The following is a 17683-nucleotide window of genomic DNA, read 5'->3' as shown; positions in this document are numbered from 1 at the left end:
CGACATTACGGTGCAGGCACCTCGATGACCGTCGCCGAGCCCATCCCGCCGCCGGCACACATCGCGGCCACGCCGATACCGCCACCGCGTCGGCGCAACTCATGAACGAGCGTGGCCAGCATGCGTGCCCCGGTGGCGGCCACCGGATGACCCAGTGAGCATCCGCTGCCGCTGACGTTGACGATCGCCGGATCGATGTCGAGCAGCTTGACCGTGGCTACGCACATCGCCGCGAAGGCCTCGTTGATCTCGAACAGGTCCACGTTGGACAGTGAAAGTCCGGCCCGGTCAAGGGCTTTCGTGATGGCTTCGACCGGCGCCAGGCCAGTGAACGCGGGGTCGACACCCACCGACGCCCAGGACTTGATGGTGGCCAGGGCGGGCAACCCCAGCTTGTCGCTGGCGATGGTGAGCAGTGCGGCGGCATCGTTGGCCCCGCACGCATTGCCCGCCGTGATCGAGAATCCCTCGATCTCGGGATGCAGCGGCTTGAGCGCGGCGAGCTTCTCCAGGGTGGTGTCACGGCGCGGATGCTCGTCGGTGTCGAACAACCCGTACGGAGTCTCGATTGGGACGATCTCTTCCTTGAACCTGCCCTCGTCGATCGCCGCGATGGCCTTGAGGTGCGAGTCCAGCGCCCACTGGTCCATCTCCTCACGGCTCACCCCGGCCTTGACCGCGGCGTTCCAGCCGACCGTGATCGACATGTCCATGTTCGGTGCCTCCGGACGGTCCGGATGGGTGGGCGGGAACCAGTTCACCCACTCGGCGTCCTTGGCGCTGCTCGCCGCACGGATGAAGCGGGGCGACGTCGAGGCCGAGTTGACACCACCGGCCAGGATCAACCGGTCCATCCCGGCGCGAATGCCGGCGGCGGCGGTCTGCACAGCCGCCTGACCGGCGGCGCAGTGCCGATTGATGGATGCACCGGGGACCGTGGTGAGGCCTGCGGTAATGGCGGCATGACGGGCGATGACGCCGCCGCCGTACAAACCCTCGCCCAGAATCACGTCGTCGACCGGTACGGCGAGGTCGGCAGGAATGGTTTCCAACGCCGCCCGCACCACATGGTCGGCCAGCACATACGCGTCGGTATCGCGCAGCGTGCCCTTCTTGGCCGTGCCGATAGGGGTACGCAACGCGGACACGATGACGGCTTCAGGCATAGATCTGCTCCCTGGTTTACCCGATAAGAGAATGTTATTCTCTCAGCCCGAGAGTATTAGTTGCAAGAAGGGGAACCGTATGCAAATCGCCGGTAGTTCTGCGCTCGTCGTCGGCGGTGCGGGTGGCCTTGGTGAAGCGACCGTCCGCCGCCTGCAGGCCGCAGGCGCCAAGGTGGTCGTCGCAGACCTGGCCGACGAGAAGGGCGCCAAGCTGGAGAAGGAGCTCGGTGTTCGCTACGTGCCCACCGACGCCACCTCCGAGGAGTCGGTACTCGCCGCCATCGCTGAGGCCGAGACCCTCGCTCCCCTACGCATCTCGGTCGACACCCACGGTGGGCCCGCCGCCGGTGGCCGTCTGGTCGGCAAGGACGGGTCCCCGCTGGATCTCGACGGGTTCAAGAAGACCGTCGAGTTCTACCTGACTGCGGTGTTCAACGTGATGCGACTGTCGGCCGCGGCGATCGCCAAGACCGAGCCGCTGGAGGAAGGCGGCCGCGGCGTCATCGTCAACACCGCATCCATCGCCGGCTACGAAGGCCAGATCGGCCAGCTGCCCTACTCGGCCGCCAAGGGCGGAGTGCTCGGCATGACGCTCGTCGCCGCGCGCGACCTGTCCCCGCTGGGCATCCGGGTATGCACCATCGCCCCCGGCACCATCAACACCCCCGCCTACGGCAAGGCCGCCGATCAGCTGGAGCAGTACTGGGGCCCGCAGGTGCCGTTCCCCAAGCGCATGGGCCGCTCGACCGAGTACGCCCAGCTGGCTCAGAGCATCATCGAAAACGACTATCTCAACGGTGAGATCATTCGTCTCGATGGGGCACTTCGCTTCCCGCCCAAGTAAGCTCACCTCCTACCCCGCGAGTGTGCGTGTCTGTTGGTGAATACGCTGATACTGCCCAGCATTTCGTGCACACTCGGGACATGACGAACATGCACGAATCGTCGGCCCACCGCGGCGGAACGTCCGGCAACCTGTGCGGAAAGGTCGCCTTCGTCGCCGGCGCGAGCCGCGGGATCGGCGCGACGATCGCTGCCGCGCTGGCTGCCGAGGGCGCCTCGGTGGCCGTGGCCGCGCGCTCAGAGGAACAGGGCAAACTCCCCGGCACCATCGGATCGGTGGCCGAGGCCATCAACGATGCGGGCGGGCAGGCCCTCCCGGTCGCCTGCGACGTCACTGACGAGGGGTCGGTGGCCACAGCTGTCGCCAAGACAGTTTCAGAGTTCGGCGGCATCGACATCCTCGTTGCCAACGCCGGCGTGCTCTGGCTCGGTCCGGTCGAGAGCACACCACTCAAGCGCTGGCAGCTGTGCCTCGACGTCAACCTCACCGGGGTGTTCCTGGTGACCAAGGCCGTCATTCCGCACGTTCGCGAACGAGGTGGCGGGTCACTCATCGCGATCACCACCACCGGTGTCGACATGATCGAGCACGGTGCCAACGCCTACTGGGTGTCCAAAGCCGCCGCCGAACGCCTTTACCTGGGCCTGGCCGCCGATCTGCGCGGCGACAACATCGCCGTCAACTGCCTGAGTCCGTCACGTGTCGTGCTGACCGAGGGCTGGCAGGCCGGTGGCAGCGGGCTGCAGATCCCGCCGGATATGGTCGAACCGCCCGAGGCGATGGGACTCGCCGCCGTACGCCTGGCCGGTCAGAATGCCGGTGGGGTCACCGGCACCGTCCAGCGCTCCGAGGCCCTCACCTTCTAGTTGCAGCGCGAGCGTGCTGTAACACCAGCACCACGAGGGTGTCGACATGCCGTCTCGAAACGTGATACCACCGGCAGTACCACTATTGGCGAGATGATGTGACGTCCCGGCCGCCACCGACCTCCGCGCCGCGCGTAACAGCTTGCGCCCCAACCACGCACGGCGGGTAGCCGGCGCTAACCCTTGGCGATGAGCCCGTCGACGATCCGATTGAAGTCAGCGGTGCCGAACGACACGTACTCGGCCAGGTTGGCGTAGTCCAGCGACGCCATCACCTGCTGCTCCAACTGGATGTTCATCAACCGCTTGGTGGCCTCGACGGCCTGCTTGGGCAGGTCGATGAGCTTCTTGGCGCAGGCAATCGCCTCGGCCAGCGGATCCTCGACCACATGGTTGGCCAGGCCCAGTTCCAACGCCCGCTGGGCCTTGATCCGGACACCGGTGAGCGCAAACTCCTTGGCCTGCAACAGGCTGATCTGCGAACCCCACACCAGCGGACCACCGTCGGCGGCCACCAGTCCGATCTGCACGTGCGGATCGGCGAAGTGCGCGGTCTCGGCCATGTAGACGATGTCCGACAGCGCGGCCAGACTGCAGCCCAGGCCGACGGCCGGGCCGTTCACCGCGGCCACCACCGGAATGCGGCAACGCACCATGCCGATGACGAGGTCGCGGCCGTGCTTGATCGTCTTCTGGCGCAGGGCCTCATCGCGGCGCAGTTCGTCGAGGTAGTTGAAGTCGCCCCCGGCCGAAAAGGCCCGTCCCGCACCGGTGATCACCGCGGCACGCGCCTCGGCATCCTCGTTGAGCGCTTCCCACAGCCGCGCCAGTCCGACATGCAGGTTGTCGTTGACCGCGTTCAGTGCATCGGGGCGGTTCAACGTGATGATGCGCAGGGCACCATCGGCCTGCACATCGATTTCGTCTGGCATTCCGTACATTTAGACCCCTAATCCGAGGATTCGCGACGCGATGATGTTCTTCTGAATCTGCGACGTGCCGCCCATGACGCTCTGGGCGCGGCTGTACAGATACGCACTGAGCAGCTCCGGATCAGTGGTTCCGGTCACCGCGAGAGCGGCATGCCCGACGGACTGCTCGACCCACGTCATCAACAGCTTGTCCAGCGAGCCGTCCGGCCCGTGCTTGATGCCGTCGAGTTGCTCGGACAGCCGTCGGCGGACGTGCAAGCGCAACATCTCGGCCTGCACCCCGGCCCAGGCGAGGTCCTCTGGCGTTTTGCCGGACACGCGAGAAGCCATCTCACGCACCAGCTTTCCGTACCGTGCCGAATACCCCAGGGTCGACGGCTCGCGCTCATGGCTGACCACCGTCATGGCAAGGCGCCAACCGTCGCCCGGCGCACCGACCATATTCGAAGCCGGCACCACCGCACCGTCGAACGCCACCTGGCCGAATTCGGTGGTGACACCGTTGATCATCTGCAACGGGCGCTGTTCGATGCCGTCCTGGTGCATGGACACGATGAAGGCCGAGATGCCTTTATGCCGCGCCACGTCCTTGTCGGTGCGGGCCAGCACCAGGCACCAGTCCGCCACATCGGAGTAGCTGGTCCAGATCTTGTGTCCGTTGATGATGTAGTTGTCGCCGTCGCGCGTCGCCGTGGTGGTCAGCGAGGCCAGATCCGAACCGGCGCCCGGCTCCGAAAAGCCCTGGCACCACCGCTCGGTGCCGTTGATCATGCCCGGCAGGAACCGCTCCTGAAGCTCCTTGCTGCCGTGATGGCCCAGGCCGACCACCAGGTAGCCGAGGCTGGGCCGCGGCGGTGCACCGGCCCGGGCCAGCTCCTCGTCGACGATGACGTCGTAGACCGGCGCGAGATCCTGGCCGCCGAACTCCTTGGGCCACGACGTGCCGAAAAACCCTGCGGCATAGAGGGCCTGATGCCACTCCCCCATCCGGGCCCAGTAATCGTCGCCCGATGCCTTGAAGGATGCGGCGTTGTCCGCCAGCCAGGTCCGCAGCCGGTCCCGGAAGGCAGCTTCCTCAGATGAATCACGAAAGTCCAAGATCAGTGACCTCCAAGTCCTCTAGCTTGACGGGCCACAACTCGGTGGCCACCAGAATCCGACGCAGATACACATGCGCCAGGCATTCCCAAGTGTTTCCGATACCGCCGTGCACCTGGATCGCGGTCTCGCACACGGTCCGTGCGGCGCGGGCGCAGTAGACCTTGGCGATCTTTCCGGCCCGGACGGCGTCCTCCCCGGGCAACTCGTCGACTGCCCATGCCGCGTGGCGCAGCACGCTGATCGAACCCTCGATCAAGGCCAGGCCCTCGGCCAGCAGATGCGCGACAGCCTGGTACGAGCCGATCGTCGAGCCGTACTGCTCACGGACTTTCGCGTAATCGACAGCCAGCGCGTGCACGCCGCGGGCGGCACCGACCAGGTCGGCGCTAGTGGCGGCCAGCGCCAGCGCCTGCCAACGCAGGGCCTCCTCGCTCGACAGTTCACCGAGCTCGGCGGGCGACTCGACCACACCCGCCGTGCTGCGGGTGAGATCCACACCGGCGGTGGCCGCTTCCTCGGACCCCACCGCGACCTCACGATCGAGCCGACGGGCCAGATCGTCGGCCAGTACCGGTCCGAGGAACGGCACGTCGACAAGACCGCGCCCGAACTCCTCGGCGACGATCGCCACTTCCACACCGGAGGCGCCGTCGGAACGCAGGGTGCGCCACTCAGTGGCTGCGACCGTACTTTCCAACCGGGCTATCCGGCCCTCATCCGATAACTCACCGACCGCATCCGGTCCGAGGTCGTCGGCCAGTTTCGCAGCGGCCTCTCGCAGCTGCTGCTGTTCAGACGTCAGACGAACGTCCATGCCGCTCCTTCAGCACTCGTCGCAATACCTTTCCGGAAGGTAACCGGGGTATCTCGGTTACGAACTCCACGCGGCTGGGCCGCTTGTACGAGGCCAGCCGCTCACCGACGAGGTCGATGAGCTCCCCGGCTGACACCGCAGAATGGGTGGCCACGGCGGCGACGATGGCCTCGCCGTCGGCCGAGTCGGTCACACCGAACACCGCGCAGTCGGTGACCGCCGGATGGCCGTGCAGCACGGCCTCGACCTCGGCCGGCGCCACCTGGAAGCCACGGACCTTGACCATCTCCTTGGAACGGTCGGTGATGTGCAGGTATCCGTCGTCGTCGAGGTAACCGATGTCCCCGGTGCGGTACCAGCCATCGCAGAATGCGCCCGCCGTGGCGTCCTTCGGCAGGTAACCGGCCATCACCGAGGCGGATCTCACCTGGATCTCGCCGTCCTCACCGATACGGACGTCGACCCCACTCACCGGGGTGCCGACCGTGTCGATGTGAGTGGCGTCCAGTGGATTACACGCGATCACCGGAAGCTCGGTGGTGCCGTAGGCGGTCAGCCAGCGCACCCCGGTTCGTTCGGTGACGGCTTCGGCGACGCTGCGGGTCACCGGGGTGGCACACCACATCACATACCGCAGCGAAGACAGATCGTAGCGCTCGAGGTCGGGATGAGAAGCCAACGCCAAGGCGATTGGCGCCACTGCCATCTCGATCGTGACCCGGTCGGATTCGATATGGCGCAGCATGGCATCGATGTCGAACCGGCGGTGCAGGCGCATCCAGGCGCCGGTGTCGAGAACCATGGCGATGTTGAGCAGGCCGAGGATGTGCGACGGCGGCGTCATGATCTGCATGCGGTCGGCGTCGGTGAAACCCAGCGCGTCACGCCAGTGCTCGACCGCCGCGGCGAACCCGCGATGGGTGTGCCGGACCGCCTTGGGCAGGCCCGTGGTTCCCGAACTGAATACGAACAGGGCGTCGCCGTCCGGGTCGGGCGGATCGAACTGTCGCCGGCCGGGGGTGATCGGCTCATCCAGATGCAGCATGGGCATCTGCGCGGCCAGCACCTCGTGATCACCCACCGCATGACCGGGCGCTGTCAGGGCAAGGGCATGGGCCACCTCGGCAGCCTTCCAGGCCGGGCTGATCAACACCGCGACCGCGCCCAGGCCCCAGATCGCCCGTAGCGCCACGACAAATTCGGGACGGTTGGACGACATCATGGCGACACGATCACCCGCGCGGACACCGCGGTGTTCCAGGGCGGTGGCCATCCCGCTGGTCAGCGCGTCGAGCTCGGCCAGGGTGTACTCGCGGTCGTCGAATGCGAGCACGGCGGGGCCACTCAAGATCCAACCCCTTTCCCCAGCCAACGCTGGGCACCGAGCACAACGAGAAGATACTATCAGTTAGCGAGAATGGTATTCTCTTCATATCAGAACGTACTTGCACAGGGGAGCAGCATGACCGCAGCAGCGATGGCCGGCAGCGAAGTGGACGGCAAGGTCACGATCGTCTTCGACCGCGAGCAGTTGTCCGTGCCGCGCAGGCAGGGCGAGACACTGCTGGAGAGCGCACGCCGGGCCGGTATGACGCCGCCGTTCTCGTGCGAGGCCGGTAACTGCGGCACCTGCATGGCCAAGCTCCTCGAGGGCACCGCCACCATGCGGGTCAACGACGCACTCGACGACGACGAGGTGGCCGAGGGCTACGTGCTGACCTGCCAGGCCGTCCCGGACTGCGATTCGGTGACGGTCTCCTACGACGAGGACTGAGCCCGCCGGTCACGGCGACCGCCGGTTTCTACCGCAGGGTTGCACAGATCAAGCGGTCACGACCCCGACGCAGAAACCGGCGAACTCTGGCCGTACTCGTCGAACACCGGCGCAGGCCGGTACTCCGGCGTGTACCCGGCGATATGCACCGGGCTGCCGACCAACTGGAAATCCCCCGCGGTGACGAGCACCTCCGGTGTCGCGGTCAGCGCTTCGGGCAACGTGCGCACTGCAGCCACCGGAATTCCGAGCGGCTTGAGCCGTGACTCCCAGCTCGCGGCGGTATCGGTGGCCAGCTCGGCCGTCACCACCTCGAGAACTTCATCGCGCCGGCCGGCCCGCTCAGCCATGGTCTCGAAACCCGCGATGCCAGCTTCACCGGCGAACGACTTCCAGAACCCGTCATGGGTGATGAACAACGCCAGGTAGCCGTCGGCGGTCGGGAACAGTTGCGCCGGAACGTAATACGAATGCGCACCGAAGGGGTGGCGGCGCGGCGCGGCACCGTCGTTGAGGTACGCCGAGGCGCGGTAGTTCAGTTGCGAGAGCATGACGTCACGCAGCGAGACGTCCACCTGGCCACCGTCGCCGGAGACGATCATCGCCAGCAGGCCCAGTGCAGCGGTCAGCCCCGTCGAGTTGTCCGCCGAGGAGTAGCCCGGCAGCGTGGGCGGGCCGTCAGGGTCACCGGTCATCGCGGCCACGCCCGTGGCGGCCTGGATGACGTAGTCGAATGCCGGGTCGTCTCCCCCGTCCAGCCCGAATCCCGTCATCGCGACACAGACGAGCTTGGGATTGAACCGCGACAGCGCTTCATAGGTCAGGCCCAGCCTGCGGATCACCGACGGCTTCATGTTCACCAGTAGCGCATGCGAATCAGCCACCAGCTCACCGAGTTTCGCCTGACCGGACTCCGAGGCGAGATCCAGGCAGATGCTGCGCTTACCCCGGTTGAGGCTGGCGAAATAGCTGTCGCTGACCTGACGGGAGATCTCCCCGCCCGGTGGCTCGACCTTGATCACCTCGGCACCGAGATCGGCCAGCATCATGGTGGCGTACGGGCCGGCCAGCATCACACCGACCTCGATGATGCGGATACCCGCCAGGGGCCCGGCCGACGAATTCACCTGACCGCCTTGGCCAGCTCGGCGATCACCTCACGCGTTCGGTACTTCGACGCGATCAGCTGGTCACGGGTCTCCCCGATCGGCAGCAACCGCACCGACAGATCGGTCACCCCCGCATCGGCGAACTGCTTGAACCGCTTCAGGATTGAATCCTCGTCACCGGCGGCGCATAGGTCGCCGACATTGCGGGCCTCACCCCGGTCCAGCAGCCGCTGGTAATTCGGCGATGTCTCGGCCTCGGCCAGGATCCGGTTGGCCCGGTCCTTGGCAGCCTCGATCTCGGAGTTGGCACACAACGTGACGGGGATGCCCGCGACGATCCGTGGTGCGGGCTTGCCCGCTTCGGCCGCGGCCTTGTTGATCTTCGGCGCGATGTGCTCGCCGATCGCCTTCTCGTCGGCCATCCACAGTGAGGTTCCGTCGGCATGCTCACCGGCGATCTGCAGCATCACCGGGCCCAAGGCCGATACCAGCACGGGCATCGGGGTGTCGGCGGCGAGCACCGTCGGGTTGTGCACGGTGAACGAATCGTTCTCCACATCAACGGGTCCGGGACCGGCGATGGCGGTGTTCAGCACCTGAAGGTAGTCACGCGTGTAGGCAGCGGGCTTCTCGTAGGGCAGACCCAGCATGTCGCGCACGATCCAGTGATGCGAGGGTCCGACACCCAGTGCCAACCGACCCGCGGACATCGCGTGCACCGACAGCGCCTGCCTGGCCAGCGCGACCGGGTGCTGGGCCTGCAGCGGCACCACCGCGGTACCGAGCTCGATGCGGCTGGTGTTGGCCGCCATCAACGCCACCATCGTCAGACAGTCGAAGTCGTTGGGCACCTGCGGCATCCATGCACTGTCCAGCCCGGCTGATTCCGCCCACTGGATGTCGGAGACAAGCTTGGAAACCTTGCGGGCCATATCGCCGCGCTCGGCCCCGATCATCACACCCAGCCTCATGACTCCGAAACCTTTTCTGTCAGCGCACGAACATCGGTCACCAGAGTTTCGAGCGACGTTCCGGTCGGGAACACCGCGGCCGCACCGGCATCGAGGAGTTTCTGGACATCGGACTGTGGGATCGTGCCGCCGACGACGACCGCGATGTCGCCGGCCTCGGCAGCCCGCAGTGCGTCGACGGTCCGGGTGGTCAGCGCGACGTGCGCGCCGGACAGGATCGAAAGTCCCACCAAGGCAACGTCTTCCTGCAGAGCGATCGAGACGATGTCTTCGATGCGCTGCCGGATACCTGTGTAGATGACCTCGAAACCCGCGTCACGCAAGGTACGGGCGACGATCTTGGCCCCGCGGTCGTGACCGTCGAGACCCGGCTTGGCGACCAGAACACGTGTTGCCATCAGAAAACCACCGGCTGCTGGAACTCGCCCCACACGGACTTCAACGTCGTCACCATCTCTCCCACCGTGCAATAGGCGTTGGCGCAGTCGATCAACCGGTGCATCAGGTTGTCGTCACCTTCGGCGCCCCTGGCCAACGCGGCCAATGTCTCTTTGACCGCAACGTCGTCGCGCTCGGCCTTGACCTTCGCCAGCCGCTTCAGCTGTAGATCACGGCCCTCGGCATCGAGCTCGTAGGTGTCGATGTCGGGCGCCGGTTCGTCGGTGACAAACCGATTGACCCCGACCACCGGACGTTCACCCGACTCGGTCTCTTGGTGGATCTTGTACGCCTCGTCGGCGATCAGGCCCTGCAGATAGCCGTCCTCGATGCAGCGGACCATCCCGCCGTGCTTCTCCAAGTCGTCCATGATCTCGATGATCTTGGCCTCGGTGGCATCGGTCAGCGCCTCGACGAAGTAGGACCCGCCGAGCGGATCGGCCACCTTGGTCACGCCGGTCTCGTACGCCAGGATCTGCTGGGTGCGCAGGGCCAGCGTGGCCGACTCCTCACTGGGCAGGGCAAACGGTTCGTCCCAGGCGGCGGTGAACATCGACTGCACACCGCCGAGCACGGCTGCCATCGACTCGTAGGCCACCCGGACCAGGTTGTTCTGTGCCTGCGGGGCATACAGCGAGGCTCCGCCGGCCACACAGCCGAACCGGAACATCGAGGCCTTGTCGGTGGTCGCGCCGTAGCGCTCGCGCACGATCGTGGCCCAACGACGCCGGCCCGCACGGTATTTGGCGATCTCCTCGAAGAAGTCACCGTGGGTGTAGAAGAAGAACGAAATCTGCGGGGCGAACTTGTCGATCGTCATCCGGCCGCGTTCGACGACGGTGTCGCAATAGGTGACACCGTCGGCCAGGGTGAACGACATCTCCTGTACGGCGTTGGCGCCCGCGTCGCGGAAGTGCGCACCGGCTACCGAGATGGCGTTGAACCGGGGCACCTCACCCGCGCAGAACTCGATGGTGTCGGCAATCAGCCGCAGGGACGGCTCGGGCGGCCAGATCCAGGTGCCGCGCGACGCGTATTCCTTGAGGATGTCGTTCTGGATGGTGCCGGTGAGCTTCTCGCGCGGCACACCCTTCTTCTCGGCTGCGGCGACGTAGAAGGCCAGCAGGATGGCCGCGGTGCCGTTGATGGTGAAGCTGGTGCTGATCTTGTCCAGCGGGATGCCGTCGAACAGGATCTCGGCGTCGGCAAGAGTATCGACGGCGACGCCGACGCGGCCGACCTCTTCCCCGTATTCTTCGTCGTCGGAGTCGTAGCCACACTGCGTCGGCAGGTCCAGCGCCACCGACAGGCCCGTCCCACCCTGGTCGAGCAGGTAGCGGTATCGGCGGTTGGATTCCTCGGCGGTACCGAAGCCCGAGTACTGCCGGAAGGTCCAGGTCTTCCCGCGGTAGCCGGAGGCGAAGTTGCCTCGGGTGAAGGGGTAGGTCCCGGGCGCAGGGGGCTCGACCGCACGGTCGTCCGGTCCGTAGACGGGCGCCAGCGGGATGCCAGATGGGGTCTCTACACGAGAGACATCTTGCTCGCTCATCAGTGGATAACGTACTTGCTAAAAATGAGAATGCCAATACCGCATGGTGGAAATGTGGCGCCTGTACTGGCCGGGAGCGCTCCGACCTGCACACCTAGGCCTCGTCGGCGCGGGGGCGAACGGGTCTGGTGGACGCCGATTCGGCAGGCGCCCCATCCGACGATTACGCCACTTGCTAAAAATGAGAATGCCAATACCATTTGAGTACGGTTGATACACGGCGCATAGCGGACGCTGCGCTCGACGAGGAGGACCATGTCCAGCCAGCAAGAGTCATTCACCGATCGCACGCTGGTCGTGTCCGGCGGCAGCCGCGGGATCGGGCTGGCGATCGCGCTCGGCGCGGCCCGCCGCGGGGCGAACGTGGTGCTGCTGGCCAAGACCGCAGAACCCCACCCCAAGCTCTCCGGCACCGTCTACACCGCCGTGGCCGAGGTGGAGGCCGCCGGCGGCAAGGGTGTCGCGGTCGTGGGCGATGTCCGCAAGGAAGAGGACGTGGCCCGCGCGGTCGAGACCGCAGTCGAGCACTTCGGCGGCGTCGACATCGTGATCAACAACGCCAGCGCCATCTCCACCGACGCCACCGAGTCGTTGTCGGCCAAGAAGTTCGACCTGATGATGGACATCAACGTCCGCGGCACTTTCCTGCTCACCAAGGCCGCACTGCCGCACCTGCGCAAGTCGGCCAATCCCCAGGTGCTGACGCTCGCCCCGCCGATGAACATGAACCCCTACTGGCTGGGCGCCCACCCGTCGTACACCCTGTCCAAGTACGGCATGACGCTGCTGTCGTTGGGCTGGGCCGCCGAGTATGCGGACGCCGGAATCGGTTTCAGCTGCCTGTGGCCCGAGACCTACATCGCCACCGCGGCGGTGACGAATCTGGCCGATGGCGACACGATGGCCACGCGCTCCCGCAACCCCGAGATCATGGCGGATGCGGCCGTGGAGATCCTGTCCCGCCCGGCGGCCGAGGTGAGCGGTCAGACCTTCATCGACTCGGAGGTACTCGCCTCCTCCGGTGTCACCGACCTCTCCCGCTACGGCGGCGGGGATAATCCGATCATCGACATCTTCATCGACGCGCCGGGACAGGGCCTATGAGCATCTCGCTACTGCTGGAGATGGCGGTCTCGGGCGGGCCCGACCGCACTGCGGTGGTGTCCGACGACCTCCGCCTGACCACCGAGGAACTCAGCACCCTGGCCGACGGCGGCGCCGGTGTCATCGCGGCCTCCGGGGCCGCTCACGTGGCCTACGTCGGCACCGGCGGCGCGCTGCTGCCGCTGCTGCTGTTCGCCTCGGCCCGTGCCGCCGTCCCATTTACCCCGCTGAACTACCGGCTCAGCCGCGACGGCCTGCACGAGCTCATCGAGCGCCTGCCCGACGCGCTGGTGGTCGCCGACGCCGAATACGCCGACGTTGTCGCCGGGACAGGCAAGCAGGTCATGACCTCCAAGGAGTTCCTGGCCGCCGCCCGGACTGCCGAGCCCGCCGCCGAGTTCGCCGATCCCGACGCGGTCGCGGTCGTGCTGTTCACCTCGGGCACCACCTCGCGTCCCAAGGCCGTCGAGCTCACCCACAACAACCTGACGAGCTACATCACCGGCACCGTCGAATTCGCCTCGGCGGCATCCGAAGACGCGGCCCTGATCTGCGTCCCGCCGTATCACATCGCCGGGGTCAGCGCGGCGATGTCGAACCTGTACGCCGGCCGGAAGATGGTGTATCTGCGGCACTTCGACGCCGACCAGTGGGTCGATCTGGTGCGCACCGAAGGCGTCACGTCCGCCACCGTCGTACCGACCATGCTCGACCGCATCGTCACCGCGCTGGAGAAAGCCGGCCTCGAGCTGCCCACCCTGCGCAACCTCGCCTACGGCGGCTCCAAGGTGGCGCTACCCCTGGTCCGCAAGGCACTGCAGCTGCTGCCGAACGTCGGCTTCGTCAACGCCTACGGCTTGACCGAAACCAGTTCCACCATCGCGGTTCTGGGCCCCGACGATCACCGCGAGGCCTTGGCCGCCGAAGACGCGTCCGCCGCCCGGCGGCTCGGCTCGGTGGGCCAGGTGGTGCCCGGCATCGAGGTACAGATCCGTGCCGACGACGGCACCGTGCTGGGCGCCGGCGAGACCGGCGAGCTGTTCGTGCGCGGTGAGCAGGTGTCGGGACGCTACACCGACATCGGCTCGGTGCTCGACGCCGAAGGCTGGTTCCCCACCAAGGATGTCGCCATGCTCGACGAGGGCGGCTACCTGTTCATCGGCGGACGATCCGACGACACCATCATCCGCGGCGGCGAGAACATCGCCCCGGCCGAGATCGAGGACGTCCTCGTCGAACATCCCGAAGTCCGCGACGTCGCCGTCGTCGGGCCCGAGGATCCCCAGTGGGGACAGATCATCGTGGCCGTCGTGGTGCCCGTCGAGGGCACTTCCCCCGACCCGGACGCGTTGCGCGAACATGTCCGCAGCCAACTGCGCGGATCGCGCACCCCCGACCGGGTGGTGTTCCGCGACGAACTGCCCACCAACCCGACCGGCAAGGTCCTGCGCCGCCAACTCGTCGAGGAACTCGCACCGATCTCTAAGGAGTCAGCATGATCAAGAACGGCACCCGCCTGCAGAGCCAGGTGTGCGACACCCAGGTCATCGTGGTGCGTAGCGCCGACAGCCTCGACGATCTCCGCGCGGGCGGCGTGGCCATGGTGGCGCTCGATGCCGACAAGGACTCGGGCGCAACGATCGACGCGGCGTTCTCGGACGGCAACCTGATGGGCAAGCGCTACGTCGACGACGCCGGTGCCGAGGTGCTCGTCACCAAGGCCGGCGCCGGCACCCTGTCGGTGGGCGGCACCGCCCTCAGCCTCAAGGAAGCCAAGCCGCTTCCCGCCAGCGACTAGTCCCGGGCCAGAACGGCTGAGTGGCCAGTTACGACACAGACTCTCCGAGTTCACGTGTCATAACTGGCCATTCGTCGTCGCGGTGCCTCGCCAGGCCACTCACGCGTGACGGCTGGTCACTCCCCCGTCGACCACGAGCTGCGTGCCGGTGATGAACGACGCCTTCGGCGACATCAGGAACGCCACGGCCGCCCCGATCTCGTCGGGTTGACCGAGCCGGCCCAGCGGCGCGGCCTGTTCGAAGCTCGCGCGGAGCTCCTCGACATCCAGCGCCATCTGGAGCATCGGCGTATGGATGAAGCCCGGGCATACCGCGTTGACACGAATTCCCGACGGGCCCAACTGCGCAGCCATCGACCGCGTCATACCGAGCAGACCGGCCTTGGAGGCACAGTAGGCCGGGATGAACGGATTGGCGGCCAGGCCTTCGATGCTGGAGATGCCGACCACCGCCGGTGATCCGCCGTCCTTCGCGGATTTCTCCAGGTGTGGCAGCAACAATTGCACCAGCAGTGCCTGTGCACGCAGATTCACGTCGAGCACCGCGTCCCAGGACTCCTCGGTGAACGCGCCCACCGGTTCGGGAAGTACCCGCCCCGCGGCATGCACCAGTCCGTCGATACCGTCGAGCGCCTGCGCCGCCTCCTCGACGGCCGCCGTCATGGCACCGGTGTCGCACACGTCGATCACCGCGCAGGGCATTCCCAGACCCTCGGCCACGTCGCGGACCTCGGGCGCCATGTCCCACAACGCAACCCGCCGACCATCTGCGATCAGCGCCTCCGCGCTGGCCCGGCCGATCCCCGACGCTGCACCTGTCACCACCACACCTGTCATGCCGGACACCGTAGTGGCTCGGCCGGAGTCTGGATCGACGATTCCCGTCAGGCGGTCCGTTTGACGGGACTAACCGGTGAGATCGGCCAGCGCCTGTGCGGTCTGCAGGTCCTCGTAGGCCGCGGAATACCGCTGCGCCAGCGCCAGCGCGATATCGGGACGCTGCCACAACTCGCCCGCGCTGGCCGTCGCCAGCCAGGTCATCAGGCCGTGGGCGACCGATGCCCGGTAGCGCAACCAGATCTCGTCGGGCGACGGCAGTTCGTCGGCGGGCAGCCCGAGTTCGTCGCGATATTCCTCGAGCAGCGCACGCTCGGACACCCGGCGGTCCTCGGTGGTCAGCGCACCCTGCAGGAAGTAGCCGAGATCCAGGGAGAAGTTGCCGTGACGGGCCACCTGCCAGTCGAGGAACCCGAGATCACCGTCGGGCACCAGGTAGGTGTTCCCGATGTGCGGGTCCCCGTGCAGCAGCGTCTGGGACGTACCGGGCGAGGTCAACGTGCGGATGAAGGGTTTCCAGATCCCTTCCACCAGATGGTCGATGGTCAATGCGTGCACACTGGCCGGGGCGTCGTCCCCCAACCGCTCGAGCGCCGCGGGCAAGGGCGCCCACTGCATGCCGTCCCACGGCTCGAACGGTTCCAGCCACTCCAGGCCGGGCCGGTGCACGCGCTCACCCCAGTACGCGCCGTGCATCCGGGCCAGGCCGCGCACCCCGTTCGCGGCCTGCTCCACGGTCAGTGGACGGGTCGCATCGCGCGGATCGGCACCACGGGCGGTGAGATCCTCCATGACCAGCACGAAATCTTCGTCGCCCTCGTCGATCGGCGCGGCGTAAACCGTCGGATGTTCCAGCGGCAGAATAACTTTGGAGTTGAACAACCGGGGCTCATGGAGCAGCCCGCTGGTGTACTTGATCATCTCCTTGTGGCCGGGATCGACGGCCTTGGCGAACACCGTGGCAGGTCCCGAACCCGAGGAGTACGTGACCGACAGGCGGGCCCGACGGTTGGTGCCGTCGTCGCGCATGTCGATCGTCACGCGGTCCACCACCGCACCCGGGTGGTGGTCGGCCAGTGCCGCCGTCATCCACTCGGGCGTGACCTGCGTCCAGTCCTTGGGGACGGTCAGTGCGGCCGTCACCGGATAAACGCCGGCATCGAATCCCAGCCGCGGACAGTCGAAGTCGGCGACAACACCGCGTTGGACAGGTCGACATCCCACTCCGGGAAACGCTTGAGCATCTCCTCCAACGCGATCCGGCCCTCCAGCCGAGCCAACGCCGAGCCCAGGCAGTAGTGGGTGCCGACGCTGAACGCCAGATGCTGGCGCTGCTCGCGGTGGATGTCGAAAACCTCGCCGTCGGGCGGGAACTGGCGGCCGTCCCGGACGGCCGCGCCGATGAGCATCATCATCACGCTGCCCTCCGGGACCGTCTGGCCGTGGAGCTCGACGTCACGGGTGACGTAGCGGGCAACGTGGGGGGCCGGCGGCTCGAACCGCAGCAGCTCCTCGATGGCCTGCGGGATGAGCGCGGGGTTCTCGACCAATTGGCGACGCTGATCGGGATGCTCGGCGAGAACCTTGGCCGCCCAACCGATCAGCCGCGTGGTGGTCTCGTTGCCCGCACCCGCCACCACGTTGATGTAGATGAGCAGTTCTTCGCGGGTGAGCTTGCGGGTGACGCCGTGCTCATCGGTGAACTCGACGTTGAGCAGGTCGGTCATGATGTCGTCGGACGGGTTGTCCTTGCGCCAGTCGATGTAGGTCTCGAAGATCGAACCGTCGACCAGACCGTCCTGGGCCGCCTTCATCGGCTTGCCTGCCTCGGTCCGCATCTGATCGTTGCCGTGATCGCGGATCATCTCCTGGTCGTCCTCGGGAATACCGAGCAGCGCGCTGATCACCCGCATCGGCATGATCGCGCCGAAGTCCTTGATGAAGTCGATCTCGCCGCTGCCGACCAGCGGGTCCAACGACTGCGCGCAGAACTCGCGGATCTTGGGCTCCAGCGCGTTGATCTTGCGCGGCGTGAACATCCGGGCCAACAACTTGCGATGCACGGTGTGGATCGGCGGATCCTCGAAAATCAGTGCGCCCGAAGGTATGTCGATGTTGGCCTTGATCAGTTCGATGATCGCGCCGCGGGCCGAGCTGAAGGTCTCGTGATCGACGAGGCCCTTGTTGACATCGGCGAACCGGCTCAGCGCGTAGAAGTCGTACTGCTCGTTGTAGTAGAGCGGCGATTCCTCGCGGAGCCGAGCGAAGGTCGGGTACGGGTTGGCGTTGATCTCGACGTCGTAGGGATCGAAATATACGTCATTGGTGGTGCTCACACTCACGGCGGTCCGCCTCTCTGAGGGCTGCGGAGAGTTACTTA

18 protein-coding genes are annotated in these 17683 nt (G+C 66.5%); 6 read left to right on the top strand and 12 right to left on the bottom strand.

Annotated elements, in window-relative coordinates:
* Positions 1-5: 5 nt before the first annotated feature.
* Positions 6-1166, bottom strand: coding sequence for a thiolase family protein (locus G6N44_RS25705; RefSeq protein ID WP_163668912.1), 1161 nt, complete (start codon positions 1164-1166; stop codon positions 6-8).
* A 79-nt stretch (positions 1167-1245) separates the two neighbouring features.
* Between G6N44_RS25705 and G6N44_RS25700 the strand changes: the two genes are divergently transcribed.
* On the top strand, positions 1246-2010 hold the full coding sequence (locus G6N44_RS25700) for an SDR family NAD(P)-dependent oxidoreductase (protein ID WP_163668910.1): 765 nt from the start codon (positions 1246-1248) through the stop codon (positions 2008-2010).
* 89 nt (positions 2011-2099) lie between these two features.
* On the top strand, positions 2100-2876 hold the full coding sequence (locus G6N44_RS25695; RefSeq protein WP_163670343.1) for an SDR family NAD(P)-dependent oxidoreductase: 777 nt from the start codon (positions 2100-2102) through the stop codon (positions 2874-2876).
* Positions 2877-3052: 176 nt separating this feature from the next.
* Here the strand turns inward: G6N44_RS25695 and G6N44_RS25690 are convergent, their stop codons facing one another.
* The 4 genes from G6N44_RS25690 to G6N44_RS25675 are packed head-to-tail and all read right to left on the bottom strand — an operon-like array spanning position 3053 to position 7071.
* Positions 3053-3817: an enoyl-CoA hydratase/isomerase family protein gene (locus G6N44_RS25690; protein ID WP_163668909.1), complete on the bottom strand. Its 765-nt coding sequence runs from the start codon at positions 3815-3817 to the stop codon at positions 3053-3055.
* Positions 3818-4906 carry an acyl-CoA dehydrogenase family protein gene (locus G6N44_RS25685; protein ID WP_163668908.1) on the bottom strand — a complete coding sequence of 363 codons (1089 nt, stop codon included), beginning with the start codon at positions 4904-4906 and terminating at the stop codon, positions 3818-3820.
* Positions 4893-5723, bottom strand: a complete 831-nt coding sequence (locus G6N44_RS25680) for an acyl-CoA dehydrogenase family protein (protein ID WP_163668907.1) — start codon at positions 5721-5723, stop codon at positions 4893-4895. The genes G6N44_RS25685 and G6N44_RS25680 overlap by 14 nt, the downstream gene beginning before the upstream one ends.
* Positions 5701-7071 (bottom strand): class I adenylate-forming enzyme family protein, encoded by a 1371-nt coding sequence (locus G6N44_RS25675; RefSeq protein WP_163668906.1) that lies wholly within the window; start codon positions 7069-7071, stop codon positions 5701-5703. Before G6N44_RS25675 ends, G6N44_RS25680 begins: the two co-directional genes overlap by 23 nt.
* Positions 7072-7185: 114 nt before the next feature.
* Between G6N44_RS25675 and G6N44_RS25670 the strand changes: the two genes are divergently transcribed.
* The gene (locus G6N44_RS25670; RefSeq protein ID WP_163668905.1) at positions 7186-7497 is read left to right on the top strand and encodes a 2Fe-2S iron-sulfur cluster-binding protein; all 312 of its coding nucleotides are present in this window, start codon (positions 7186-7188) and stop codon (positions 7495-7497) included.
* Positions 7498-7553: 56 nt separating this feature from the next.
* On the opposite strand, the gene G6N44_RS25665 is transcribed toward G6N44_RS25670, so the two are convergent.
* From G6N44_RS25665 to G6N44_RS25650, 4 genes are read right to left on the bottom strand one after another with little or no spacing between them, the layout of a single operon-like run.
* Positions 7554-8570 carry a CaiB/BaiF CoA transferase family protein gene (locus G6N44_RS25665; protein WP_235683130.1) on the bottom strand — a complete coding sequence of 339 codons (1017 nt, stop codon included), beginning with the start codon at positions 8568-8570 and terminating at the stop codon, positions 7554-7556.
* A 50-nt stretch (positions 8571-8620) separates the two neighbouring features.
* Positions 8621-9577: an LLM class F420-dependent oxidoreductase gene (locus G6N44_RS25660; protein ID WP_163668903.1), complete on the bottom strand. Its 957-nt coding sequence runs from the start codon at positions 9575-9577 to the stop codon at positions 8621-8623.
* The gene (locus tag G6N44_RS25655) at positions 9574-9975 is read right to left on the bottom strand and encodes a cobalamin B12-binding domain-containing protein (protein WP_163668901.1); all 402 of its coding nucleotides are present in this window, start codon (positions 9973-9975) and stop codon (positions 9574-9576) included. The genes G6N44_RS25660 and G6N44_RS25655 overlap by 4 nt, the downstream gene beginning before the upstream one ends.
* A complete protein-coding gene (locus tag G6N44_RS25650; protein ID WP_163668899.1) occupies positions 9975-11564 on the bottom strand; it encodes a methylmalonyl-CoA mutase family protein in 1590 nt (529 codons plus the stop codon). The genes G6N44_RS25655 and G6N44_RS25650 overlap by 1 nt, the downstream gene beginning before the upstream one ends.
* 255 nt (positions 11565-11819) lie before the next feature.
* On the opposite strand from G6N44_RS25650, the gene G6N44_RS25645 reads away from it, so the two are divergent.
* Genes G6N44_RS25645 through G6N44_RS25635 form a run of 3 tightly spaced genes read left to right on the top strand, consistent with a single transcriptional unit; the run spans position 11820 to position 14466 of the window.
* On the top strand, positions 11820-12668 hold the full coding sequence (locus G6N44_RS25645; protein WP_163668897.1) for an SDR family oxidoreductase: 849 nt from the start codon (positions 11820-11822) through the stop codon (positions 12666-12668).
* The gene (locus G6N44_RS25640) at positions 12665-14167 is read left to right on the top strand and encodes a class I adenylate-forming enzyme family protein (protein ID WP_163668895.1); all 1503 of its coding nucleotides are present in this window, start codon (positions 12665-12667) and stop codon (positions 14165-14167) included. Before G6N44_RS25645 ends, G6N44_RS25640 begins: the two co-directional genes overlap by 4 nt.
* Entirely contained in the window at positions 14164-14466 is a 303-nt protein-coding gene (locus tag G6N44_RS25635; protein WP_163668892.1) for a hypothetical protein, read from the top strand. The genes G6N44_RS25640 and G6N44_RS25635 overlap by 4 nt, the downstream gene beginning before the upstream one ends.
* A 99-nt stretch (positions 14467-14565) precedes the next feature.
* Here G6N44_RS25635 and G6N44_RS25630 read toward each other — a convergent pair whose 3' ends face one another.
* The 3 genes from G6N44_RS25630 to G6N44_RS25620 form a co-directional block, all read right to left on the bottom strand.
* Entirely contained in the window at positions 14566-15303 is a 738-nt protein-coding gene (locus G6N44_RS25630; protein WP_163668891.1) for an SDR family NAD(P)-dependent oxidoreductase, read from the bottom strand.
* Positions 15304-15372: 69 nt separating this feature from the next.
* Positions 15373-16392 (bottom strand): phosphotransferase, encoded by a 1020-nt coding sequence (locus G6N44_RS25625; RefSeq protein ID WP_163670341.1) that lies wholly within the window; start codon positions 16390-16392, stop codon positions 15373-15375.
* Positions 16393-16442: 50 nt separating this feature from the next.
* Positions 16443-17645 (bottom strand): cytochrome P450, encoded by a 1203-nt coding sequence (locus G6N44_RS25620; protein WP_163668889.1) that lies wholly within the window; start codon positions 17643-17645, stop codon positions 16443-16445.
* Positions 17646-17683: the final 38 nt, after the last annotated feature.

Source organism: Mycolicibacterium alvei (genome assembly GCF_010727325.1).
Taxonomy (GTDB): Bacteria; Actinomycetota; Actinomycetes; order Mycobacteriales; family Mycobacteriaceae; genus Mycobacterium; species Mycobacterium alvei.
The sequence above is the reverse complement of the archived record's forward strand: the minus strand, read 5'-3'. Positions and strand labels throughout refer to the sequence as shown.